The following is a 20,796-nucleotide window of genomic DNA, read 5'->3' as shown; positions in this document are numbered from 1 at the left end:
TTTTCGTTGGTTGCGGTCGCTGCCCGCCTTGCGCTTACGCCGGCTCGGCCTCAATGGTGCGCAGGGCCTGCGCCTGACGGCGGGCGGCGGCCTTGACCGCGTCCTGCACCTTCTCGAAGGCGCGGACCTCGATCTGGCGCACGCGCTCGCGGCTGATGCCGAACTCGCTCGACAGGTCTTCCAGCGTCATCGGGTCGTCCGACAGGCGGCGCGCCTCGAAGATGCGGCGCTCGCGCTCGTTGAGCACGGCCATGGCATCCGCCAGCATGCCGCGGCGGTTGTCCAGTTCGTCCTGCTCGATCAGCGTCTGCTCCTGGCTCTGGCTGTCGTCGACCAGCCAGTCCTGCCACTCGCCGGATTCGCCTTCCGAGGCGCGGATCGGCGCGTTGAGCGAGGCATCGCCGGAAAGGCGGCGGTTCATCGACACGACCTCCTCCTCCGACACGTTGAGCCGCGTCGCGATCTCGGCGATCTGCTCGGGCTTCAGGTCGCCGTCGTCGAGCGCCTGGATCTTGCCCTTCACCTTGCGCAGGTTGAAGAACAGCCGCTTCTGGTTGGCCGTGGTGCCCATCTTGACGAGGCTCCACGAGCGCAGGATGTATTCCTGGATCGAGGCCTTGATCCACCACATCGCATAGGTGGCCAGCCGGAAGCCGCGCTCCGGCTCGAACTTCTTCACGGCCTGCATCAGGCCGACATTGCCTTCGGAAATCACCTCGCCGATCGGCAGGCCGTAGCCGCGATAGCCCATGGCGATCTTGGCCACCAGCCGCAGATGGCTGGTGACGAGCTTGTGGGCGGCGTCGGTGTCGTCGTGCTCCTGATACCGCTTGGCGAGCATGTACTCTTCCTGCGGCTGGAGCATGGGAAATCGTCTGATCTCCTCGAGATAGCGGGACAGGCCGCCTTCTCCGGAGACGATGCTGGGTAGCGTCTGGGCCATATAGCACCCTCCCTCTCGGTCAAATCGCGCCCCCGCGAACCGGCAGGCGCATCCGGCGCGGCCGCCATGAAGGCGCACCACACCGATATCGTTATATAAGAACGTTTGCGGCAAAAACACGAATGAATACGCCGAAACGCTGCGTCACAAAAAAATGAACGGTATGGCTTGCCCCGGAGCGCAGACGATGAACGCCCGCCCGCCGGCTTTTCACCGCCGCACCATGCAATGCCGGACATTCCGGCCCGACTTCACGATGCGTCAGCCTTCCCCACCCCAACGCCGGAACCCTTCGACGAGTTCCGTCAGGTCGGGCGGCAGCGGCGCCTCGAAGCGCATCAGCTCGCCCGTCGCCGGGTGGCGGAAGGCGAGCAGCCGCGCGTGCAGCGCCTGGCGCGGAAAGGCGCGCACCATCTCGCCCAGCGGCGGCGCCAGCTTGTTGGCCTTGGTGAGGAAGGCGCGGCCATAGTCGCGGTCGCCGATCAGCGGATGGCCGATATGCGCCATGTGCACCCTGATCTGGTGGGTGCGGCCGGTCTCCAGCCGGCACTCGACCAGCGCGGCGACCGGCGGGCGGCGCCCTTGCGCATCCTCGCCGAACCGCTCGCGCACGGTGAAATGAGTGACGGCGTGGCGGGCGTCGCCGCGCCCTTCCGGCACCACGGCCCGCCGGGTGCGGTCGGAGGCGGAGCGCCCGAGCGTGGCGTCGACGGTGCCGGTCATGCGCGGCGGCGCGCCCCACACCAGCGCGTCATAGGCGCGCTCGAGGTCGCCGGTGCGGCCATGGTCGGCGAAAGCCTCCGACAGCGCCCGGTGGGCGCGGTCGTTCTTGGCGACGACGAGGACGCCGCTCGTGTCCTTGTCGAGCCGGTGGACGATGCCCGGCCGGCGCACGCCGCCGATGCCGGAAAGCGAGGCGCCGCAATGGCGGATCAGGGCGTTGACCAGCGTGCCAGACGGGTTGCCCGCGCCCGGATGGACGACGAGGCCGGCCGGCTTGTCGATGACGATCAGGTCCGCGTCCTCGTGGAGCACGGCGAGCGGTATGTCCTCGGCCGCGGGCGCGGCCGGCTCCGGCGCGGGCAGGACGAGGCGGACGCGCTCGCCGCCGGCGAGCCTGCGCCCGCGCGCGCGCTCGGCCGCGCCGTCGACGCTCACCTGCCCGTCGCGGATCAGCGCCTGGATGCGGCTGCGCGACAGGTCGGGCGCCAGCCGCGCGGCCAGCCACTGGTCGATGCGCTGGCCGGCGGCCTCGTCCCCGACGGTCAGCTCTTTCAATGCGGGCGCGGCTTCGCTATCAGGATCGCTCATGGAAAACCCGCTGATGGGACAACCGGGATGACACAGAAGATGGCCGGAGCCGCAGACGACGACGAACGCGAGAAGCCGCTCGATCCGGCGGTGGAGCGGGTGCGGGGCAAGCTCGTCCGCTTCATGGTCATCAATCTCGGGCTTCTGTTCGTCGCCCTTATGGCGGTGGTGATCGCCATTGTCTACCGCTCGGGCAACAGGGAAGCGCCGCCGGCCGCGGCCGCGCCGGAGCTGCCGATGCCCGCGCCGGGCGAGGTGCTCGGCGGCGACATCGTCCTGCCCGAGGGCGCGCGCATCGCCGGCCACGCGCTCTCCGGCAGCCGCATCAGCCTCGACGTCTTGCTGAAGGACGGGGGCAGGGCGATCTACATCTACGACACCGCGACGCGCAGCCTCGTCGGCCGCTTCGACATCGCCTACAAGCCGTGAGAGACGTCTATCCGCCGGAGCGACAAAATCATTGCCCGGCAATGTTGCAATCGCCGCGATTCCTCTCTATATCGCGGTCTCGGCAAGCGCCCATCGTCTAGCGGTCAGGACGGCGCCCTCTCACGGCGCAAACAGGGGTTCGATTCCCCTTGGGCGTACCAGTTCTCTTTTGTACTCCAGTGATTTCAATGGTTTGTAGGCGGTTTGTGCTAACCGGGCGTGCCGGTTAGCAGATTTCTGTTCTCCGACCGTTCTCATGCCGCACCATAGGTCATGTTGATGCCGTCCTTCGCGAGTTTCTTCTGGTTCGCGGCCTCGACGTACTTCTGGACTTCCTTGATGTCTCGATGGCCGGTGATCGCCATGATCTGCCAGACGCTACATCCGGCCTCGGCCAGACGACGACATGTGGCCTTGCGTAGTCCATGGGGAGACCGATGGGGAGGAAGGCCAGCATCTCGTGCAGCCTCAATGATCCAGTTCGTGAATGCCTTGTCCGACCTCGCTGCGCCGTAGGCCGTAGCGATGAACACCATGTGGCGGTGCGGGATGGTATCCAGCACGGCGCGGAAGTCGGCATGGATGGGGATGGAGAGGTCCGCATCCGTCTTCTGCGCTGTGATCTCGATATAGTCGCCGCGAATGTGCTGCGGCCCGAGGCGCACCGCGTCAGCTCGCCTCAACCCAGTATAGAGCAATATCTCCATGGCGATCCGCTGGGGCGTTCCCTGCTTCCAATGGGCGCGGAACTTGGTGATGTCCTCCTCGCTCCAAGTCTCGTAGCCCTTGGTCTGGTGATCCACACGCTTCACGTCCGGCATGGGACTGCGTTTGATGAAGTCGAGTTGGACCGCCAGCTTGAAGATCATGACGAGGCGCTTGCGCAGATTGTATGCCGCCGATGTCGAGCGGAGAGAAACCGCGCTCACGATGGCACTCAAGTGCTTCGGTTCGATCATCGACACTGGCTTGTCGCCGTGCTCAGCACGGAACGGTTCCAGCACGGACTTATAGTTCCGCTGTGTTGCGGGGCGTTTCTTGATGAACTCGGCGGACTGATAGTAGCGAGTGATTAGATCATTAATGCTGCCCTTGATCGTCTTTGCGTGACCAGCAACGGCGACTTGGCCAGGCGCTCCTTCTCCCAGCTTTTGCGGTATCGCTCGATTTCCCTGCGCAAACGTTCGCTCACGAACACCACACGCGCATGTCCGCCCTTGGTGATGGCCGCCGCAAGCCTGATCTGCTCACGCACCTTGCCTTCGCTGTCGAGCACGTCCCTGATCGTCAGGGCGGCGATTTCACCGACCCGCAATCCGGCCAGATGCGACAGCATCAACGCCATCCTGTTGCGCGCGCCATGTCGGGTATCCGCGACGGTGGCCAGCACCCGTTTCAATTCCGCCTCCGTCAGCACCCGAGCCTGTTTCATGCAAACCTCACAAAAAGCACCGATCTCGTGCTTTTCGTTATGTTGCCGATGGATACCAAGGGCGAGCAGGAAATCGGGAGCGGAAATTGCTCAACGAGAACAGCAACTTGCGCGCAAACGGACCGAGAATGTCAGAGAATGTGTAGAATGTGATTTTCGCTGGATGGCGCCTGGCCGAGCGGCAGCGGCAAATACCCTGTTGACGGTAGCGCAACTTAAAGGAGTTGTATTTCGCATGGCAGCGCTGTCACCTCTATTGTTGCCATCGTGCCTGCCACGCAATAAAGCTGGGGGCGGCGGATGTACTGACACCAGAGCGTCAGTAAAAGGAGAGTGTGGGGGTGGGCTTGCGCTTTAATGCATTGAATACGCTGTGGCAGCGCGCCCGGCAGGCTAGTCACGACTTTCGTGCATCGACTCAAATTTTTCCCAGTCTGGATGTCGATCGAGTTGCACGGGATCTTGAGATAGAGAAAAAAGCAATCGAGCGTGGCGGGCAAGATGAGCCGCCTAGCGATGCCATGACTTTGGACGAAGTTGAGCTGGCCATCGTTGAACGCATCGAGGCAGAGAAGAAATCCGCGCACCAAGTGCTGGAGGACCAGCTACAAACTTTCAGTGAGCGGCTGACAAACCTCGACTTCGAGGGCCAGTTTGGCATGATACGCCAAGCCAACCTGACGACCGTGACCGACTATGTCGCGGAGTGTCAGAGCGGATTAAACGCACTGCATGGAATCAGAAGGGATCTGGCTGACGCTGAGAACGAGCGTGACGACTTTCGGAAGCGTCACAGGTTGTCGCGTGCGGCAAGAGTTCAGTCGGACGGCGTCTGGTGGCTAAAAGTTCTGTTCCTTGTCGTCTGCGTTCTGGTGGAAACCATATTCAATGGCTGTCCGTCGTCAGGGTTTTTGGGACAACAGGCGGCGTGAGCTAACGGAGGCTCTGGTCCATCAGGTTTGTCACATTAGGCCGCTGCATCTCGATGAAGCAAGCGGCGCTGTTTGATGGTTTTGCGTTTGATCCTTTCCCTTTCCAGCGTGATGATATCGCCGCGCCCGAAGTAGACGTCGGCAGGGGTGAGATTGTCGAGGCTCTCGTGGTAGCGGCGGTGGTTGTAGTGATCGACGAACGCCGCGACCTGCTGCTCGAGATCACCCGGCAGGAAGTAGTTTTCGAGCAGGATGCGGTTCTTCAACGTCTGGTGCCATCGCTCGATCTTGCCTTGGGTCTGAGGATGGCAGGGCGCCCCGCGCGTATGTTCCATGCCCTTGTCGGATAGCCATGCGGCCAGGTCGGAAGAGACGTAAGAGGGGCCGTTGTCGGACAACAGCCGCGGCCGCTGCACCACCCTGGCGCTGTCGCAGCCAGAAGCCTGCAGCGCGATGGTCAGCGTGTCGGTGACGTCCTCGGCCTTCATCGTGGTGCACAGCTTCCAGGCGATGATGTAGCGAGAGAAGTCGTCGAGCACGGTCGACAGGTAGAACCACCCCCAGCCGATCACCTTCAAGTAGGTAAAGTCGGTCTGCCAGAGCTGGTTGGGCGCCGTCGTCTTGTCGTGGAACTCATCGGCGGCCTTGATGACGATGAAGGCGGGGCTGGTGATCAGGTCGTGGGCCTTGAGCAGGCGATAGACTGAGGATTCCGAGACGAAGTAGCCCCTCGTGTCGGTGAAGGTGACCGCCAGTTCCCGTGGCGACAGCTCCGGCTCGTTCAACGCCAGCTCAATGATCTGATCGCGTTTCTCCTCGGGGATGCGGTTCCAGACCCGGTTCGGCCGGGGCCTGCGATCCTCCAGCGCATCGACACCGCCGGCCAGGAAACGGTCATACCAGCGATTGAAGGTCGAGCGCGGAATACCGAGTTTTTGCAGCGTGCGCCGCGCCGACAGATGCGACTGCTCGACGAGCCGAATGATCTCCAGCTTCTCGGATGCGGGGTATCTCATTCGTCGTCGCCCCCATCCGCAATCATGCTTTTTTTAAGAATCCGCAGTTCCAGCGCCTGCTCGGCGACGACCTCCTTGAGATCGCGCGCCTCCTTGCGCAGAACCTTCACCTCGTCGCTGGTGGCGGCGCGCGCCGTATCCCCGGCAAGCCGCTTCTTGCCGGCTTCCAGGAATTCCTTCGACCAGGTGTAATAAAGGCTCTCCGCGATCCCCTCGCGCCGGCACAGCGCCGCGATCGACTCTTCGCCGCGCAAGCCCTCCAGCACGATGCGGATCTTCTCCTCGGCCGAATATTGCTTGCGGGTTGCGCGGCGGATGTCTTTGATGACCTGCTCTGCCGGCGCTTTCCCGGTTCCGGATTTCTGTCTCATCTTCGCTCCTTTGAAAGGCTACGATGAACCAGAAATCCTCCGTTCTCAGTTAAGCCGATTTGGTCCCATCAGTGCTGACGCCGGACAAACGCCGGACGAGATCATCAATATCAAGCTCAAGCCGACGCTCACCGCGCTAGGAAAGCTTGTTGAGAGCCATACTCAGCGTCTGGAGGGCTCGGATCAGGAGCGCACCCGGCAAACCGAGATTATCACCGGGACACAAAACACGATCGCACAGCTGATAGGAGCGGTGGAAAAAAGCGTAGCAGCAATGGAAACAGCAGTCGCTGCATCCACTGCGTCGCAGCGCACAAGCGAGGAACTTGTGCGTGTGTTGCAGCAGCAGCATGACGATCTACGGAAACACATAGAGCGCACTTCTGTGGATCAAACGCAATCCATGGTTCGTAGGATTGTCGACGATCTGAGTTCCAGGGTTCCTGCGTTCACGACATCGCTGACGTCCCCGGAGACTGCTGCAAGTCCGCTCTCTGGCGAAAACACTCCTCAGATCGTGAACATCGACGGACGCAGCGACGAGCAGCGTACAGATAAACGCTGGTGGGGATTGCGATGACGGCGGCCCAGTCTTCGATTTCATCTGAGAGAAAGGGATACGGTCGCGGCCTTATTCTTGGCCTCACGATGGCTGAGACGTTCTTGCTCCTGGTGTTCTGCCTTTTGCTGGTTGCCGCTGCCGCACTTGCGTCAGAGCGGAAAGCGACTGACGACGTCAAAGCCGCGCTTTCCTCTCTCCAAAACGACCTCGAGACGGCGCAGCGTGCCATTGCAGCGGCAAACACTGAACGTCAGCTATTGGAAACAAAACTGAGACAATTGGTGGAGGCAAATGCACGCCTTGAACAGACCCTCGCCTCACTGCCCCCAGAGATCGTTGCGGCCAACGGTATAGACGATGATTGGCAGGAACTGACGCTCGCCAAGGACTTGGCAACGGCGGTGCAGGCTGTCGGATTGACCCATCCGGAAGCCATGAAACTGGTTTCCTCCTTGAAGGTACTCAAAGAGCGCGGGTACATTGATAATAATGCCCCAGAGGTCTTGCTGGCGGCAGCGCTGGCAAAGGGTGACGAGGAAACTCGCCCCCACGAATGGCCGCCCATCATCAATCTAAGTGAAGCCGGCGGCTATTACTTCGCCGTGGGTAGCGCGGAACTCACCAGCGAGTTTCGCCGCCAGCTTAGTGAAGACGTGATCACACGCATCGCCAGCTATCTCGCCGAATACCAGGTAGATATCGTCGAGGTCATCGGCCACACCGATGAACAGAATCTGGCAGAGGGCCGTACCTCAAATCTTGATCGAGAGGTCGCGGGGGTGCTAGTCGGTCAAACGGCCGCGACGGGGTTGCGGCCTGCTGATAACGCCGGCTTGGGTCTCGCCCGCTCGATAGCCGTCACGCAACTGCTAAAGAACGACCCGCGTCTTGCTTCTGCAACCGTCCTCCCGCTTTCAGGCGCCCAATTGATTGTACCCGGTGACCACCTTAGTGACGGCGCACAGGCGGGGGACGTACGAGAGCGTCGGCGGATAGAAATTCGCATCCGCAGGCGTTCAGACCAAGTGTCGGGGACCAGTCAATAGAGACGTTAGCGACGCGCTTTGCGCCATCCGGCCGCCCGAGCTTCCTCTTCGCTGCAAAACCAGCGCTCGCCTTGGGATGTTGAAATTCGAGTCCTGTCGTAGTGCATTTGGCCAGGTGAGTGATAGATGCGCTCCCCCTTTGAGCTGATGTTGCCTTTGATATCGCAGTTACGCTGCGGCTGAGCCGACAACAGCGGGACGATCTGGTCTTGCATGGCAACACGGCCGGCACGGAAGTCCCAAGGCATATCGAATTGGCCTTGCCAGATTCCTCTACTCGCCCGCTGTGCATCCGCTTGGTCGCTTGTATAGGCACCACCGCTGTATCGAGGCCAGTCCACGGCGTGACCTTCCCTCACCAACGTCACGTTTACACTCTGGCCATCAGCTAGGTAGCAATCGCCAACAAATCGACCGTACTGGTCGCGCTCGACGAAGTCGCAGCGTGTGGGGCGCGACGAAGCCAACAAGTTATCTAGAAATTCCGCCGATCTTGCCCCACAACGGTACTCGGTACCGTTTCGATCTCGGCACATTTGATTGGATTCGGGCGCATCGATCCCGTTGAACCTTACGCGCTCGCCAGAGATTTCTATGGTGTCTCCATCTATTACCGTCGCCCTTCCGACCCGGCTCGATGAATACGTGGTCGGTGTGACGCTTCTTTCCAAAGTGTGGGTCGACAGAGGCACCGTGGGCTCATCGCCAAGGTAAAAGCCGAATACGACTGCGGCGAGTACAATCAAAGCGCCTAAAACAGCCTGAAAACTGTTCCTATTTCTGGATACGCGCTGCTTTCGGGAACGTCGTCGTCGTTTCATCTGAAATAATCACCTGTAACAGTAGCTAACCTCGGGTTTGTCGTTCGTTCAGCGATCTCGACCGCCTAGTGGTATCCGCCTGACATAAGAGTCCTTTGCGGGATTCCCATTGGTTTGCGCGCATGCGAATCTGATGCATGCGCACCGGAATATCTTTCACCGTCTCGCCTGCGGATCGTTCGCGGCTTGCGTCCGTGATCACCAACCGCAACAGCCCGCAGAAGCATGTCTGGCGCGCCGAGATCGTGCTGCTGTCCGCCGACGGTATCGGCACTGTCGAGATCATACGCCGGACCGGCAAGTCGAAGACCTGCGTATGGCGCTGGCAGGAGCGCTTTGCCGCAGAAGGTGTCGACGGGCTGCTGCGCGACAAGACGCGACCGTCGCGCATTGCGCCGCTCGGGCCCGAGGTCGCCGAGCGTGTGGTGGCGCTGACGCTTGCCGATCCTCCGGGTGAGACAACGCACTGGACCGCCGACATGATGGCGAAAGCTGCCGATATCAGCGCCAGCGCCGTCAGGCGCATCTGGAAGGCGCATGGCCTCGCGCCCCACCGCTGGCGTCAGTTCAAGCTCTCCAACGATCCGAAGTTCGTCGACAAGCTGCGCGACGTCGTCGGCCTCTATGTCGATCCGCCGGCCCATGCCATCGTGCTGTCGGTCGACGAGAAGAGCCAAATCCAGGCACTCGACCGCACCCAGCCCGGCCTGCCGATGAAGAAGGGCAGGCTCGGTACCATGACGCACGACTACAAGCGCAACGGCACAACCACCCTGTTCGCCGCCCTCAACGTGCTCGACGGCACCGTCATCGGCCGGAACATGCAGCGCCATCGCCATCAGGAGTTCATCCGCTTCCTCAATGCCATCAATGCCGAGGTTCCGCCGAGTAAGGCCGTGCACGTCATCCTCGACAACTATGCTCCCCACAAGCATCCCAAGGTGCGGGCATGGCTCGACCGCCACGAGCGCTTTACCTTCCACTTCACGCCGACCTCCTGCTCGTGGCTCAACGCGGTGGAGGGCTTCTTCGCCAAGCTGTCGAAGCGGCGGCTGAAACGCGGTGTCTTCCACTCTGTCGTTGACCTCCAGGCCGCCATCAACCGCTTCCTCGACGAGCACAACCTGCAACCCAAGCCCTTCAAATGGATCGCCGACCCCGACAAAATCATCGCCGCCGTCAAACGTGGGCACCAAGCGTTAGACCCCATCCACTAGCTTCGGCCGAATCCCTCAGCGTTGCAGCGTGCAACGTCCAGCCGCATCACTCCCAACTCCCCTCAAGCCGCTTGGCTACATCATCGGGCACCACGTCCGAATAGTACATCTCGATCATTTTGACCGAGGTGCGCATGTTGATGGCCAACGTGTACACGTCCGTACCTTTCCGTAGCTGCCGGGTCGCATAGGTGTGACGGAAGCTGTAGGCGGATCGGGCGCGTCCGAATGCGTCGGTTTTCAGTTTGGCGGCATCCAACAGCGCGTTCAGGCTCTTCTTGAACGATTTCGCTCGTTCACCACTGGCGTTCACGAACACTGGCTCGTCCATCCGAGGTTCGCGCTCGTGCATGGTGACAAAGGCGTCCCACAGATTGATGAAGTTGCTGAATACGCCGATGTTTGGAACAAGTTCCTGCGGCTTTCGACCCTTGCCATAGGCAGCAATGCGGATGCGCTGTTTGGCGATGGGCTTCTTGCGTTCCTCCTTGAAGCCGATGATGTGACCCCAATCCAGATTGTGCAGTTCGGTCGGACGCATCCCGGTCGCCAGCGCGATGTTGATGAAGCTGTAGAGCACCAGCCGCTCGTATTTGATGCGATGTTCGAACTCGGGCTCCTCCTGCCATAGATGCGGAGGCAGCTTGGCGTTGCGTTTGCCGTTGGCGCTGGCTTCCGCGATTCGTTTCTCTGCCAGTTTCAGCAGCTTTTCGATCTCGGCATCCGTGAATGATGGTCGCTTGTTTGGCTGCTGGGCTTTCATATCCAGCTTGGGAATGTCGGAGTCCTTGATATGCCCTTGTCGAACCGCGTGCTTGAAAACAGCACGAAGGGTGACGGCCTCGCGACGCAAGGTGCTCTGCGTTGCCTCGATGTGACGAGCCGGACGATAGAGCTTTTTACCGTTGCGCTCATAGTCGATGACGAGAAGGTCCTTTCCCGGTCCTTCCGTCCAGTAGGTACGCCGCCAATCCATGTACTGATTCAACTTCGGCACATTGATCGAGGTGATAGTGCTCTTGCCAAAGAATGGGATCATGTAGCGATCCAGCACGGCCCTATCCGCAACCGCCTTGGAATGCTGCTTCGGGGCGGCCTTGGCGGCCTTCTCCGCACTCGCTACGTACTCGCGTGCTAGCTTGTCGAACGACGTTTTGCCGTGGAGCAGACCTTCCTCGGCACTCCACACAGCACGTTGGTATTGTCGCTCAGCGAGCTTGGCCGCTTCGTCAGGATCATCCGTTTTGAGGCCAATGCGCTTCTGACCTTGGCCTGGAATCGAAAAGCGCACCCAATAGTACGGGCTGTCCTTGCGGAGAAACAGGACGTAGGGGGCCTTGGTCTGTACGTTCATCAGGGTCGCCACCAGCGAGTTACTGTGGTGTGCTGCCGTGCTAGAAACGTGCTACCAGCACGAAGCAGTGTATCCCTAACGTATTGAAAAACATGAAGCAGGGCAATTGCGTGCTACTAGCGTGCTAGTCCTTTCTGGATGTCACAAAATCCAGAAAACTCAGCAATTACAAGGGGTTAATGGTGCTGCGAGAGAGGATTGAACTCTCGACCTCTCCCTTACCAAGGGAGTGCTCTACCACTGAGCTACCGCAGCCTGCCCTGAGGGTGGCGGACTTCTGCCACATGCATCGGGCAAGCGCAAGCGCAGATTGAGCTTTTGCTTGCGGCCGGCGACGGGCCTCGCGGAACGGCGCGGAGCGGGGGTTCGGGGCGGCGGGCGCGAAGGGGTTCGGGCCGGGAAGGGGCGGTCAGGCGGAGGCCTGGAGGCAGGCGTATGCGGGAAGGGCGAGGGCCTGCTGGACCTTCGCGCGGATATCGTTCAGCGAGAATGGCTTCGCCACCACGTCGATGACGATGCGCTCGAGATCGGCGGCGCGCTCGCGCTGCTCGGCATAGCCGGTCATCAGCAGGATCTTCAGGTCCGGGAACTCGTGCGCGGCGCGCTTCGCCATCTCGATGCCGTCCATGGCCGGCATGCGGATGTCGGACAGGACGAGGTCGTAGCCGCCGCCCGCCTCACGGATCGAGGCGAGGCCGAGATCGCCGTCCTCCGCCGTCTCGACGCTGTGGCCGCTGGCGGCGATGGCGCGGGCGGTGAAGGCGCGCACGGAAGCGTCGTCCTCGACGATCAGGATCCGGGCCATGGGTTACGCGTCTCCCTTGACGATGCCGACGAAGGGCAGCTCGCGGAAGGCGTGGCCGACATCCATGCCGTAGCCGACGACGAAATAGTCGGGGCATTCGAAGCCGACGAAATCGGCATCGAGGTCGGTCTGGCGCCGCGAATGCTTGTCGAGCAGCACGGCGATGGACACCGTCCTGGCACCGCGCGACAGCATCAGGTCGCGGGTGAACTTCAGCGTCTTGCCGGATTCGAGGATGTCGTCGATCAGGAGCACGTTGCGCCCCGCCACCTCGTTGTCGATGTCGCGCAGCACCTTGACCTCGCCCGAGACCGTGCCGGCGCCGTAGCTGGAGATGAAGATGAACTCGACCTCCGGAGACATGCCGGTGTCGTGCATGGCGCGGATCAGGTCGGCGGCGAAGACGAACGAGCCCTTGAGGATCGAGATGACGAGGAGGTCGTCATGGTCCCGTTCGGCAATCTCCTTGGCGAGCTCGAGATTGCGCCTGGCAATCGCGGAGGCGCTGAACAGCACCTCGATATCCTTGCCCCGCACGACTGGCATCAGCGTTCGTCCTCCTGAAATGCGACGGAAACCGTCCTGACCCCGGCGGTCGGCGCTTCGAGCCGGCTGGAGAAGGAATAGCGGTCGCCGGGTTTCAATTCCGTATCCCGGCCGGGCAGCCGGTAGCGCATGACGCCGCCGTCATTGGCGGTGACGGCGATCTCGATCGGCGGCAGCGGCAGCGGCGTCGCGCCGCGATTCTCGGCCCGGCCGTCGACGAAGAGGATGCCGCGTCCCTCGCGCGTCTCGACGCGGCTTTTGACGTCGGCGATGTGCAGCGGCGTTTTCGCCGGGGCGACCTCCGCCGGCCCGCCGCCGACCAGCGTGTGGCCGCCGGAAATCCAGAAGGCGAGGGCGACGGCGAGGAGGCCGGCCGCCCAGAAGAGGACGCCGCCGCGCCGCGTGCCCTGCGACGCGCCGGGGGTCTTGTTCTTCAGGAAATCCATGCCGGCGGGGCCGGCCGCGTTGCTGGCCGCGCCGGCCTGCGCGGAGCGGGCGTGCGGGGCGTCGGCAGCCGGGGAAACCGTCTCATACTGCGCGTCGGAAACGTCGCCGCCGGCCTGCGGCTTCGGCTCGCGCGTCTGGGGCCCGGACATGATTTCGCCGGAAACCGGGCGTGCCTTGTGGGCATGATCTTCGGCATGGTCGTCGTCATGGCCCATGCGGCCGGCATCCTTTCGCATTTCCTGCCCACGAGGTAGCCGCAAATGATTAACGCTTCGCTGCCCCGGCCGCCAGCGCCTGTGAATCTTAACCGCCCCTTAACCATAAAAGTGGGAGGTCTGGGCATTGCCGCGAACCGGCGCGGCGCCACCTGCACGCCTGCCGCGGACCCAGAGGAATTCCAGTGATTCGCTTCGAGAATGTCGGCTTGAGATACGGGATGGGACCGGAAATCCTCCGCGACATCTCGTTTCATCTGCCGGAGCGCTCGTTCCAGTTCCTGAGCGGTCCCTCGGGCGCCGGCAAGACCACGCTGTTGCGGCTGCTCTTCCTGTCGCTGAAGCCGACGCGCGGGCTGATCACCGTCTTCGGCAAGGACCGCTCGCGCATCACGCCGCGCGACCTGCCGCACATGCGCCGGCGGATCGGCGTCGTTTTCCAGGATTTCCGCCTGCTCGACCACATGACGACCTACGAGAATGTGGCGCTGCCGCTGCGTGTGCGCGGGCGCGAGGAGGCGTCCTACCGCGCCGACGTGGTCGAGCTCCTGAAATGGGTCGGGCTCGGCGAGCGCATGCACGTCCTGCCGCCGGTGCTGTCGGGCGGCGAGAAGCAGCGCGCAGCCATCGCCCGCGCGCTGATCGAGCAGCCGCGCATCCTGCTCGCCGACGAGCCGACCGGCAATGTCGACCCGCCGCTGGCGCGCCGGCTGCTGCGCCTGTTCATCGAGCTGAACCGCCTCGGCACGGCGGTGGTGATCGCCACCCACGATCTCAACCTGATGGAGCAGGTCGACGCGCGGCGCATGGTCCTCGAGGGCGGGAGGCTCGAAATCCATGACTGAGCCGCGCCAGCTCATCGAGGCGGTCGCCCGGGCGCTTCCGGCCTTGCGCGGCGGCCGGCCGCAGCGAGAGATGACCTCCATCGTGCCGTCGCAGAACGTCGCCGGCAGCGCGCTGATCCTCGTCATCGCCATCATGACCTTCCTGTCGTGCCTGACGCTCGGCGCGGTGACGCTGGTGCGCGACACCGCCTCGGCGTGGCAGACGCAGATCGCCCGCGAGGCGACGATCCAGATCAAGCCGGAGGACGGGCTCGACATGGAGGCGGCGCTTGCCGATGCCCAGCGGGTCGCCGTCGGCTTCGCCGGGGTGCGCTCGGCCACCATCGTCGATCGCGGCGCCACCCAGCGGCTCCTCGAGCCATGGCTCGGCGCGGGGTTCGACCTCGACGAACTGCCGGTGCCGCGCCTCGTCATCGTCGCCATCGACCCGGCCGGCCCGCCCGATTTCATCGCGCTCAGGGCGGCGCTGGCCGAGGCCGTGCCGCAGGCCGTCCTCGACGACCACCGCACATGGGTGGACAGGCTGGTGGCCATGGCCAACACCACCGTCACCATCGGCGTCTCAGTGCTGGCGCTGATGCTGGCGGCGACCGTGCTCGCCATCGTCTTCGCCACGCGCGGGGCCATGGCCGGCAACGGCCACATCATCGAGGTGCTGCATTTCGTCGGCGCGGAGGCGCGCTTCATCGCCCGCGAGTTCCGCCACCACTTCCTGCTGATCGGCATGAAGGGGGCGGCGGCCGGCGGGCTGGCCGCTGCGGCGGTCTTCCTCGGCTTCTCGTGGTGGTCGTCGCTCAACATGGCGACGCCGCAGGCCGACCAGGCGACCGCGCTGTTCGGCAACTTCGCCATCGGCGCGTCGGGCTATGCCGGCGTGGTGCTGATCGTGCTCGTCGTCGGGGTGCTGACGGCCGCCACCTCGCACCTGACGGTCGTGTCCTATCTCGGCGACATCGACGCCACCCGCCGCGAGGGCTGAGAGCGGCGGGGTGCGGCGCGGCGCCACCTGCACGCGCCCGGCAAACAAGGCTATTCTTCGCCGTATTTCGCGGTTAACGATTGCCACCATGAAGGGGCCGGAATCGACACGGGAAAACGCTGAAGGCAGGGCGCGTCCGCGCGGCCGGCGCGCGGCCGGCATCGTGTTCGCGATCCTGTTCGGCGGGGCGCTGGCCTTCCTCGGCGGCTTCGCCGCCTTCGCCAGCCATGTCGCGCGCCTGACCACGCCGGCCGAGCAGCCGGACGCCGACGCCATCATCGTGCTGACCGGGGGCGAGAAGCGCCTCGACGCGGCGGTCGACCTGCTGAAATCCGGCAAGGGCAGGCGCCTGCTGATCAGCGGGGTGCATCCGGCAGCCGGCCTTTCCGACCTCCAGCGCGCCACCGGGGGCGATGCGGGCCTGTTCAGCTGCTGCGTCGACATCGACCATGCCGCGCTCGACACGATCGGCAATGCCGAGGAGAGCGCCAAATGGGTGACGAGCCACGCCTATGACCGCGTCATCGTCGTCACCAACAACTACCACATGCCGCGCAGCCTGCTCGAATTGAAGCGGCTGATCGGCGACACCGAGCTGCAGCCCTATCCGGTGGTCAACACAAGGCTCGACGGCGGCGAATGGGTGGCGAACCGCGAGGCGCTGCGCGTCCTGTTCACCGAGTACGCCAAATATCTCGGCGCGCTGGCGCGCGGCGTCGTACCGGGCCTGTCGCCGCGCGCTGCCGGGCAGGACGAGGCGCAGCACGCCGGCACGGCCGGGTGAGGCGGCGGGATTAACCCCGCGCGAGCGCGGATGCGTCGACCGCATCCCTGTTTCCCTTTGGCCGGGGCTGGTGTAACGAGCGGGCACGATATTGTCCGGTTCGCTCCATGCTCGCTCTCCGCTCGCTGGCGTTCAACGCCGCCTTCTATCTCAGCCTGATCGTCCAGATGATCGTCTGGACGCCGTTCTATTTCCTCGCGCCGCGCCGCCATGCGTGGTTCGTGCCGCGGTTCTGGTCCTCGTCCAGCATGAAGCTGCAGCAATGGCTGGTCGGGACAGAAGTCCACATCGAGGGAGAGGAGAACCTTCCCGCAGGGCCGTTCATCCTCGCGCCCAAGCACCAGTCGTTCTGGGACACGATCGCCTTCTTCCCCTACCTTTCGGACCCGGTCTACATCCTGAAGCGCGAGCTGATGTGGATTCCGCTGTTCGGCTGGTATGTCGGCAAGATGCGGATGATCCCGATCAACCGCGGCAGCCGCTCGAAGGCGCTGAAGCAGGCGCTGGAGGTGGCGAAGGTGCGGATGGCCGAGAACCGCCAGCTCATCATCTACCCCGAAGGCACGCGCCGGCCGGTCGGTGCCGAGCCGGCCTACAAATGGGGCATCGCCGAGATCTACGCCACGCTCGGCGTGCCGGTGGTTCCGGTCGCCCATGTCGCCGGCCTCTACTGGCCGCGGCGCAAGTTCATGCGCTATCCGGGCGTCATCCACGCCCGCTTCCTTCCCGCCATCGAGCCGGGGCTGGAAAAGGAAGCGTTCATGGCGCGGCTGATCGCCGAGACCGAGGCGGCGACCGACGCGCTGCTGATCGAGGCGGCGCGGAGCGACAACCCGCCGCCGATGCCGCCGACGGCGCGCGAGCGGCTCAGGGCGCTGGGCGTGGAGCTGCCGGCGAAGGCGCGCTGAGCCGGGCGGCGATGCCCTCCAGCCAGCGGTCGCGGATGCCGAGCTCGCGCAGATGGGCGATGGTGTTCAGCACGTAGTCCTCGTTGGCGCCGGCCTCTCCGGTCGCACCGGCGATGGTCTGCGCCATTTCGTCCGGTCCGATGCCGCCGACATATTGCTGGTGCTTCCGGTCGGCGACATAGGAGATCGCCCTGACGGTGACGCCGGTGTCGAGCCGCACCGGCAGGCGCTTCTCGTGGTAGACATTGGTCGTCATCTCGCGCGCGCGCAGATAGGCCATCACCTCCTCGGCGCGGCCGCCCTCGACGCGGAAGGCCATGCCGAGGCAGGAGCCGCCATGTTCGAGGCCGAGCACGAGGCCGGGCCGCTCGGGCGTGCCGCGATAGACGTGGGAGCGGATGCACAGCGTCCGGCGATAGCCTGAAAGACGCGCCCGCTGGGCCTCGACATAGTCGAAACCCGGTCGCCACATCAGCGAGCCATAGCCAAACACCCAAAAATCGCCCATATCGCCGAACCAGATTCGTTTGCGCCGGAGCCGCTTCCGGCGCCAGAAGGGGTAGCGAGGCCGGCACCATGACGTCAAGCAGGCAATCGCGGACGAAATACGGCCGGCGCTTCTTCTGGTTCGCGCTGGCGATCGTCGTCGCCATCGGCGCCTATACGGGCGGATGGTTCTACGCCGCGCGCGTGCTCGAGGACCAGGTCAGGAGCGCCGTCGCCGGCCTCAACGGCAATGGCAGGCGGGCCAACTGCGAGGAGCCGCAGGCGCGGGGCTATCCGTTCCGCATCGGCCTGTTCTGCCGCTCGGTGCTCTACGAGGACGCGCGCGAGGGCGTCTCCTTCCAGGCGCGGGCGCTGCGCTCGGCGGCGCAGGTCTACCAGCCGTGGCGCGTCGTCGGCGAGCTCGACGGGCCGGCGCGGCTGGAGGCGCCGGGGCTGAACGCGCTGGTCCTCGACTGGGCCGGCCTTCGCGCCAGCGTCCGGCTCGCAGAGCCGCTCCCCGAGCGCCTTTCCGTCGAGGGGCAGGATGTCAGGGTCAGCCTCGACGAGCAGGGCGAGGAGATGACGCTGCTCGCGCAGGCGAAAAGCGTCGAGGCGCATCTGCGCCCGGCGGGCGAGGATCTCGACCTCGCTGTGCGCTTCGGCGATTTGAAGCCCGACGCCGCGCTGACCCGGGGCGTCGCGCTGCCGCCGCTCGCGGGGCTGCTCGATGCGTCGCTGGCGGGCGGCGCGCTGCCGGGCGGGCTCGAAGGCGATCTGCGCGGCCGGTCGGGGACGATCCGCAGCCTCACCCTCTCCGCCGAGGGCGGCGCGGGCGTCACCGTGTCCGGGCCGGTCTCGGTCGACGAGGCCGGGCTTCTCGACGCCGAACTCCAGATCATCGTGCGCGAGCCGATGGCGCTGGCGAAGATCCTCGGCGACCTCGCCCCGCAGGCGCGCCAGGAGATCGAGCTTTCGCTTTCCTCCATCGCCGCCATGGGCGGCAATCCCGGCATGCCGCTGCGCGTCGTCAAGGGCGAGGCGCGCCTCGGCTTCATCCCGCTCGGAACGATCCCGCCGCTGTGAAGGCGGCGTGACAGCCTGCGCCGTCCCTCAGTGCTTCTCGCCCTGCACGGCGGCGATGCGGCCGAAGTCGGGGGCGTCGGTTTCCTGGCCGGCCTCGATGATCGAGCGGCGCACGGCGCGGGTGCGGCTGAACAGGTCGAACAGCTTGTCGCCGTCGCCCCAGCGGATCGCGCGCTGCAAGGCCGACAGGTCTTCCGAAAACCGCGCCAGCATCTCCAGGATCGCGTCCTTGTTGTGCAGGCACACGTCGCGCCACATGGTCGGGTCGGAGGCGGCGAGGCGGGTGAAGTCGCGAAAACCCGAGGCCGAATATTTGATGACCTCGGACTTGGTCACGGTCTGGAGATCGTCGGCGGTGCCGACGATGTTGTAGGCGATGATGTGCGGCAGGTGCGAGACCATGGCCAGCACCATGTCGTGGTGCTGCGGGTCCATCGTGTCGATGTTGGAGCCGCAGGCGCGCCAGAAGGCGGCGAGCTTGTCGATCGCCGCCGGGTCGGTGCCGTCCGGCGGGGTCAGGATGCACCAGCGGTTGGTGAACAGCTCGGCGAAGCCGGCGTCGGGGCCGGATTTTTCCGTGCCGGCGAGCGGGTGGCCGGGAATGAAATGCACGTGCGGCGGCATGTGCGGCTGCATCTGCGCGATCACCGACGCCTTGGTCGAGCCGACATCGGTGACGATGGCGCCCGGCTTCAGCGCCGGGGCGATCTCCTTCGCCACGGCCTCGGAGGCGCCGACCGGCACCGAGACGATGACGAGGTCGGCGCCGCGCGCCGCCTCGGCCGCGCTTTCTTCGTAGCGGTCGCCGAGATGAAGTGCCTCGGCGCGGGCCAGCGTCTCGCGGCTGCGGGTGGAGACGACGATCTCCCCGGCCAGCCCTTCGCGGTGGATGACGCGGGCGAGCGACGACCCGATCAGGCCGATGCCGATCAGGGCGATCCGGTCGAACAGTTTCTCGGACATCGCATCAGGCCTTCAGGAACTCGGAAAGGGCGTCGACCACGCCGCGATTGGCCTCCTCGGTGCCGATCGTCATGCGCAGCGCGTCTGGAAAGCCGTAGGCGGCGACGCGGCGCAAGAGATAGCCGCGGGCGGCGAGCCAGTCGTCGGCGACCGCGGCGGAATGGCGGCCGCCCTCCGGAAAATGGATCAGGATGAAGTTGGCGACGCTCGGCGTCACCCTGAGGCCGAGCTTCTCCAGCGCCCCCGCGGTCCAGCGCAGCCATTCCTCGTTGTGGGAGACCGAGCGCTCGACATGCTCGCGGTCGAGCATGGCGGCGATGCCGGCCTCGATGGCGACGGAATTGACGTTGAACGGGTCGCGCACACGCTCCAGCGCCTCGATCATGTGCGCGGGGGCGTAGATCCAGCCGATGCGCGCGCCGCCCAGTCCGTAGACCTTGGAGAAGGTGCGGGTCATGACGACGTTGTCGGCCCCGGCGACCAGCTCGACGCCGGCCTCGTAGTCGTTGCGGCGCACGAACTCGGCATAGGCCGCGTCGATGACGAGGATGACGTTGCCCGGCAGGCCGGCATGGAGGCGGCGCACCTCCTCGAACGGCAGGTAGGTGCCGGTCGGGTTGTTGGGGTTGGCGAGGAAGACGATGCGCGTCTTCTCGTTGACCGCGGCGAGGATGGCGTCGACATCGGCGCGCTCCGCCGTCTCCCTGGCGATCACCGGCGTCGCGCCGGTCGCCCTGATGTAGATCGGGTAGGCGAGGAAGCCGTGCTCGCAATAGATGCCCTCGTCGCCGGCGCCGACATAGGTGCGGGCGATCAGCGCGATGGCCTCGTCCGAGCCGTTGAAGGCCATGATGTTGGCGGGGTTCAGCCCGTGGACCGAGGCGATGGCGTTGCGCAGGCGCGTCGCCGGCCCGTCCGGATAGAGCGCGAGCTTCTCGGCCGCCGCCTTCGCCGCCGCTACGGCTTTGGGCGAGGGGCCGAGCGGGTTCTCGTTCGATGACAGCTTGTGGACCTTGGCGACGCCGGCCGGCGCATGGCTCTTGCCCGGCACGTAGGCGGCGATGTCCATGACGCCGGGGCGCGGCTGAGGGCGAAGCTCGGTGCTCATCTCGTATGGTCCTGCCATGGGGCATTCAGTGAAGGCCGCCTGCCTCTAGCAAGGATTGGCGTTGACGCAAAGGGCGCAGGCGCCTAAATACGGCGCGTACCCGTGGTGATTTGGCCGGTCGGCTTGCAGCCACGTAAAACAAGTTGCTAAAGTGGCCGCTGACATCGAAGTCCGTATGGACCGGCCGCGATCT

General features: G+C 64.5%; 23 protein-coding genes, 2 tRNA genes and 1 riboswitch. Of the genes, 11 read left to right on the top strand and 14 right to left on the bottom strand.

Going from position 1 to position 20,796, the window contains the following annotated elements; all coding sequences use genetic code 11:
- Positions 1-34: 34 nt before the first annotated feature.
- Both rpoH and M9945_RS18985 read right to left on the bottom strand, forming a co-directional pair.
- Positions 35-943 carry an RNA polymerase sigma factor RpoH gene (gene rpoH, locus M9945_RS18990; RefSeq protein ID WP_367930573.1) on the bottom strand — a complete coding sequence of 303 codons (909 nt, stop codon included), beginning with the start codon at positions 941-943 and terminating at the stop codon, positions 35-37.
- Between the two features lie 261 nt (positions 944-1,204).
- Entirely contained in the window at positions 1,205-2,254 is a 1,050-nt protein-coding gene (locus tag M9945_RS18985) for an RluA family pseudouridine synthase (protein ID WP_367945799.1), read from the bottom strand.
- Between the two features lie 27 nt (positions 2,255-2,281).
- Between M9945_RS18985 and M9945_RS18980 the strand changes: the two genes are divergently transcribed.
- Together M9945_RS18980 and M9945_RS18975 are read left to right on the top strand one after the other, a co-directional pair.
- Positions 2,282-2,683 carry a fimbrial protein gene (locus M9945_RS18980; protein ID WP_367945798.1) on the top strand — a complete coding sequence of 134 codons (402 nt, stop codon included), beginning with the start codon at positions 2,282-2,284 and terminating at the stop codon, positions 2,681-2,683.
- A gap of 86 nt (positions 2,684-2,769) precedes the next feature.
- Positions 2,770-2,844: transfer RNA gene (locus M9945_RS18975), tRNA-Glu, on the top strand.
- Between the two features lie 93 nt (positions 2,845-2,937).
- Here the strand turns inward: M9945_RS18975 and M9945_RS18970 are convergent.
- Entirely contained in the window at positions 2,938-3,687 is a 750-nt protein-coding gene (locus M9945_RS18970; RefSeq protein ID WP_367930576.1) for a tyrosine-type recombinase/integrase, read from the bottom strand.
- Positions 3,688-3,755: 68 nt separating this feature from the next.
- Complete coding sequence (locus M9945_RS18965; protein ID WP_367930577.1) at positions 3,756-4,115, bottom strand: tyrosine-type recombinase/integrase; 360 nt, start codon at positions 4,113-4,115, stop codon at positions 3,756-3,758.
- Positions 4,116-4,456: 341 nt separating this feature from the next.
- Between M9945_RS18965 and M9945_RS18960 the strand changes: the two genes are divergently transcribed.
- A complete protein-coding gene (locus M9945_RS18960; protein WP_367930578.1) occupies positions 4,457-5,047 on the top strand; it encodes a hypothetical protein in 591 nt (196 codons plus the stop codon).
- A 35-nt stretch (positions 5,048-5,082) separates the two neighbouring features.
- Here the strand turns inward: M9945_RS18960 and M9945_RS18955 are convergent.
- A protein-coding gene (locus M9945_RS18955) for an IS3 family transposase (RefSeq protein ID WP_367930840.1) occupies positions 5,083-6,434 on the bottom strand; the annotation gives its coding sequence in 2 pieces (ribosomal slippage) (positions 5,083-6,098 and positions 6,098-6,434; 1,353 coding nt in all).
- On the opposite strand from M9945_RS18955, the gene M9945_RS18950 reads away from it, so the two are divergent.
- Together M9945_RS18950 and M9945_RS18945 are read left to right on the top strand one after the other, a co-directional pair.
- Positions 6,388-7,014: a hypothetical protein gene (locus M9945_RS18950; RefSeq protein WP_367945797.1), complete on the top strand. Its 627-nt coding sequence runs from the start codon at positions 6,388-6,390 to the stop codon at positions 7,012-7,014. The genes M9945_RS18955 and M9945_RS18950 overlap by 47 nt on opposite strands.
- Positions 7,011-8,042: a hypothetical protein gene (locus tag M9945_RS18945; RefSeq protein ID WP_367945796.1), complete on the top strand. Its 1,032-nt coding sequence runs from the start codon at positions 7,011-7,013 to the stop codon at positions 8,040-8,042. Before M9945_RS18950 ends, M9945_RS18945 begins: the two co-directional genes overlap by 4 nt.
- A 5-nt stretch (positions 8,043-8,047) precedes the next feature.
- Here the strand turns inward: M9945_RS18945 and M9945_RS18940 are convergent, their stop codons facing one another.
- Positions 8,048-8,863 (bottom strand): thermonuclease family protein, encoded by an 816-nt coding sequence (locus tag M9945_RS18940; RefSeq protein WP_367945795.1) that lies wholly within the window; start codon positions 8,861-8,863, stop codon positions 8,048-8,050.
- Positions 8,864-9,000: 137 nt separating this feature from the next.
- Here M9945_RS18940 and M9945_RS18935 point away from each other — a divergent pair, with 137 nt between their 5' ends.
- Complete coding sequence (locus M9945_RS18935) at positions 9,001-10,080, top strand: IS630 family transposase (protein ID WP_367945747.1); 1,080 nt, start codon at positions 9,001-9,003, stop codon at positions 10,078-10,080.
- A 46-nt stretch (positions 10,081-10,126) separates the two neighbouring features.
- On the opposite strand, the gene M9945_RS18930 is transcribed toward M9945_RS18935, so the two are convergent.
- From M9945_RS18930 to M9945_RS18910, 5 genes are all read right to left on the bottom strand, one after another.
- Positions 10,127-11,434: a tyrosine-type recombinase/integrase gene (locus M9945_RS18930; protein WP_367929072.1), complete on the bottom strand. Its 1,308-nt coding sequence runs from the start codon at positions 11,432-11,434 to the stop codon at positions 10,127-10,129.
- Positions 11,435-11,614: 180 nt separating this feature from the next.
- Positions 11,615-11,689 (bottom strand) — tRNA-Thr (locus M9945_RS18925).
- A 154-nt stretch (positions 11,690-11,843) separates the two neighbouring features.
- Complete coding sequence (locus tag M9945_RS18920; protein WP_367929073.1) at positions 11,844-12,239, bottom strand: response regulator; 396 nt, start codon at positions 12,237-12,239, stop codon at positions 11,844-11,846.
- A 3-nt stretch (positions 12,240-12,242) separates the two neighbouring features.
- Complete coding sequence (gene hpt, locus M9945_RS18915; RefSeq protein ID WP_367945794.1) at positions 12,243-12,785, bottom strand: hypoxanthine phosphoribosyltransferase; 543 nt, start codon at positions 12,783-12,785, stop codon at positions 12,243-12,245.
- Positions 12,785-13,447 carry a hypothetical protein gene (locus M9945_RS18910; RefSeq protein ID WP_367945793.1) on the bottom strand — a complete coding sequence of 221 codons (663 nt, stop codon included), beginning with the start codon at positions 13,445-13,447 and terminating at the stop codon, positions 12,785-12,787. The genes hpt and M9945_RS18910 overlap by 1 nt, the downstream gene beginning before the upstream one ends.
- Before the next feature lie 185 nt (positions 13,448-13,632).
- Here M9945_RS18910 and ftsE point away from each other — a divergent pair, with 185 nt between their 5' ends.
- The 4 genes from ftsE to M9945_RS18890 all read left to right on the top strand — a co-directional run bounded on the left by ftsE (position 13,633) and on the right by M9945_RS18890 (position 16,963).
- Positions 13,633-14,292 (top strand): cell division ATP-binding protein FtsE, encoded by a 660-nt coding sequence (ftsE, locus tag M9945_RS18905; RefSeq protein WP_367929076.1) that lies wholly within the window; start codon positions 13,633-13,635, stop codon positions 14,290-14,292.
- Positions 14,285-15,271: a cell division protein FtsX gene (locus tag M9945_RS18900; protein WP_367945792.1), complete on the top strand. Its 987-nt coding sequence runs from the start codon at positions 14,285-14,287 to the stop codon at positions 15,269-15,271. The genes ftsE and M9945_RS18900 overlap by 8 nt, the downstream gene beginning before the upstream one ends.
- A gap of 88 nt (positions 15,272-15,359) precedes the next feature.
- Complete coding sequence (locus M9945_RS18895; protein ID WP_367929078.1) at positions 15,360-16,055, top strand: YdcF family protein; 696 nt, start codon at positions 15,360-15,362, stop codon at positions 16,053-16,055.
- 107 nt (positions 16,056-16,162) lie between these two features.
- Positions 16,163-16,963 (top strand): lysophospholipid acyltransferase family protein, encoded by an 801-nt coding sequence (locus M9945_RS18890; RefSeq protein ID WP_367929079.1) that lies wholly within the window; start codon positions 16,163-16,165, stop codon positions 16,961-16,963.
- Here M9945_RS18890 and M9945_RS18885 read toward each other — a convergent pair.
- Entirely contained in the window at positions 16,923-17,471 is a 549-nt protein-coding gene (locus M9945_RS18885) for a gamma-glutamylcyclotransferase (protein WP_367945791.1), read from the bottom strand. The genes M9945_RS18890 and M9945_RS18885 overlap by 41 nt on opposite strands.
- Before the next feature lie 68 nt (positions 17,472-17,539).
- Here M9945_RS18885 and M9945_RS18880 point away from each other — a divergent pair, with 68 nt between their 5' ends.
- Positions 17,540-18,532, top strand: a complete 993-nt coding sequence (locus M9945_RS18880; protein WP_367945790.1) for a DUF2125 domain-containing protein — start codon at positions 17,540-17,542, stop codon at positions 18,530-18,532.
- Between the two features lie 27 nt (positions 18,533-18,559).
- Here M9945_RS18880 and M9945_RS18875 read toward each other — a convergent pair whose 3' ends face one another.
- Both M9945_RS18875 and hisC read right to left on the bottom strand, forming a co-directional pair.
- Positions 18,560-19,495, bottom strand: a complete 936-nt coding sequence (locus M9945_RS18875; protein WP_367945789.1) for a prephenate/arogenate dehydrogenase family protein — start codon at positions 19,493-19,495, stop codon at positions 18,560-18,562.
- 4 nt (positions 19,496-19,499) lie between these two features.
- Positions 19,500-20,603, bottom strand: coding sequence for a histidinol-phosphate transaminase (gene hisC, locus M9945_RS18870; protein WP_367945788.1), 1,104 nt, complete (start codon positions 20,601-20,603; stop codon positions 19,500-19,502).
- A 92-nt stretch (positions 20,604-20,695) separates the two neighbouring features.
- Positions 20,696-20,774: riboswitch (SAM riboswitch) on the top strand.
- Positions 20,775-20,796 lie beyond the last annotated feature (22 nt).

Source organism: Aquamicrobium sp. (assembly GCF_023954335.1).
Lineage (GTDB): Bacteria > Pseudomonadota > Alphaproteobacteria > Rhizobiales > Rhizobiaceae > Aerobium.
This window is presented reverse-complemented; position numbering and strand designations above follow the sequence as displayed.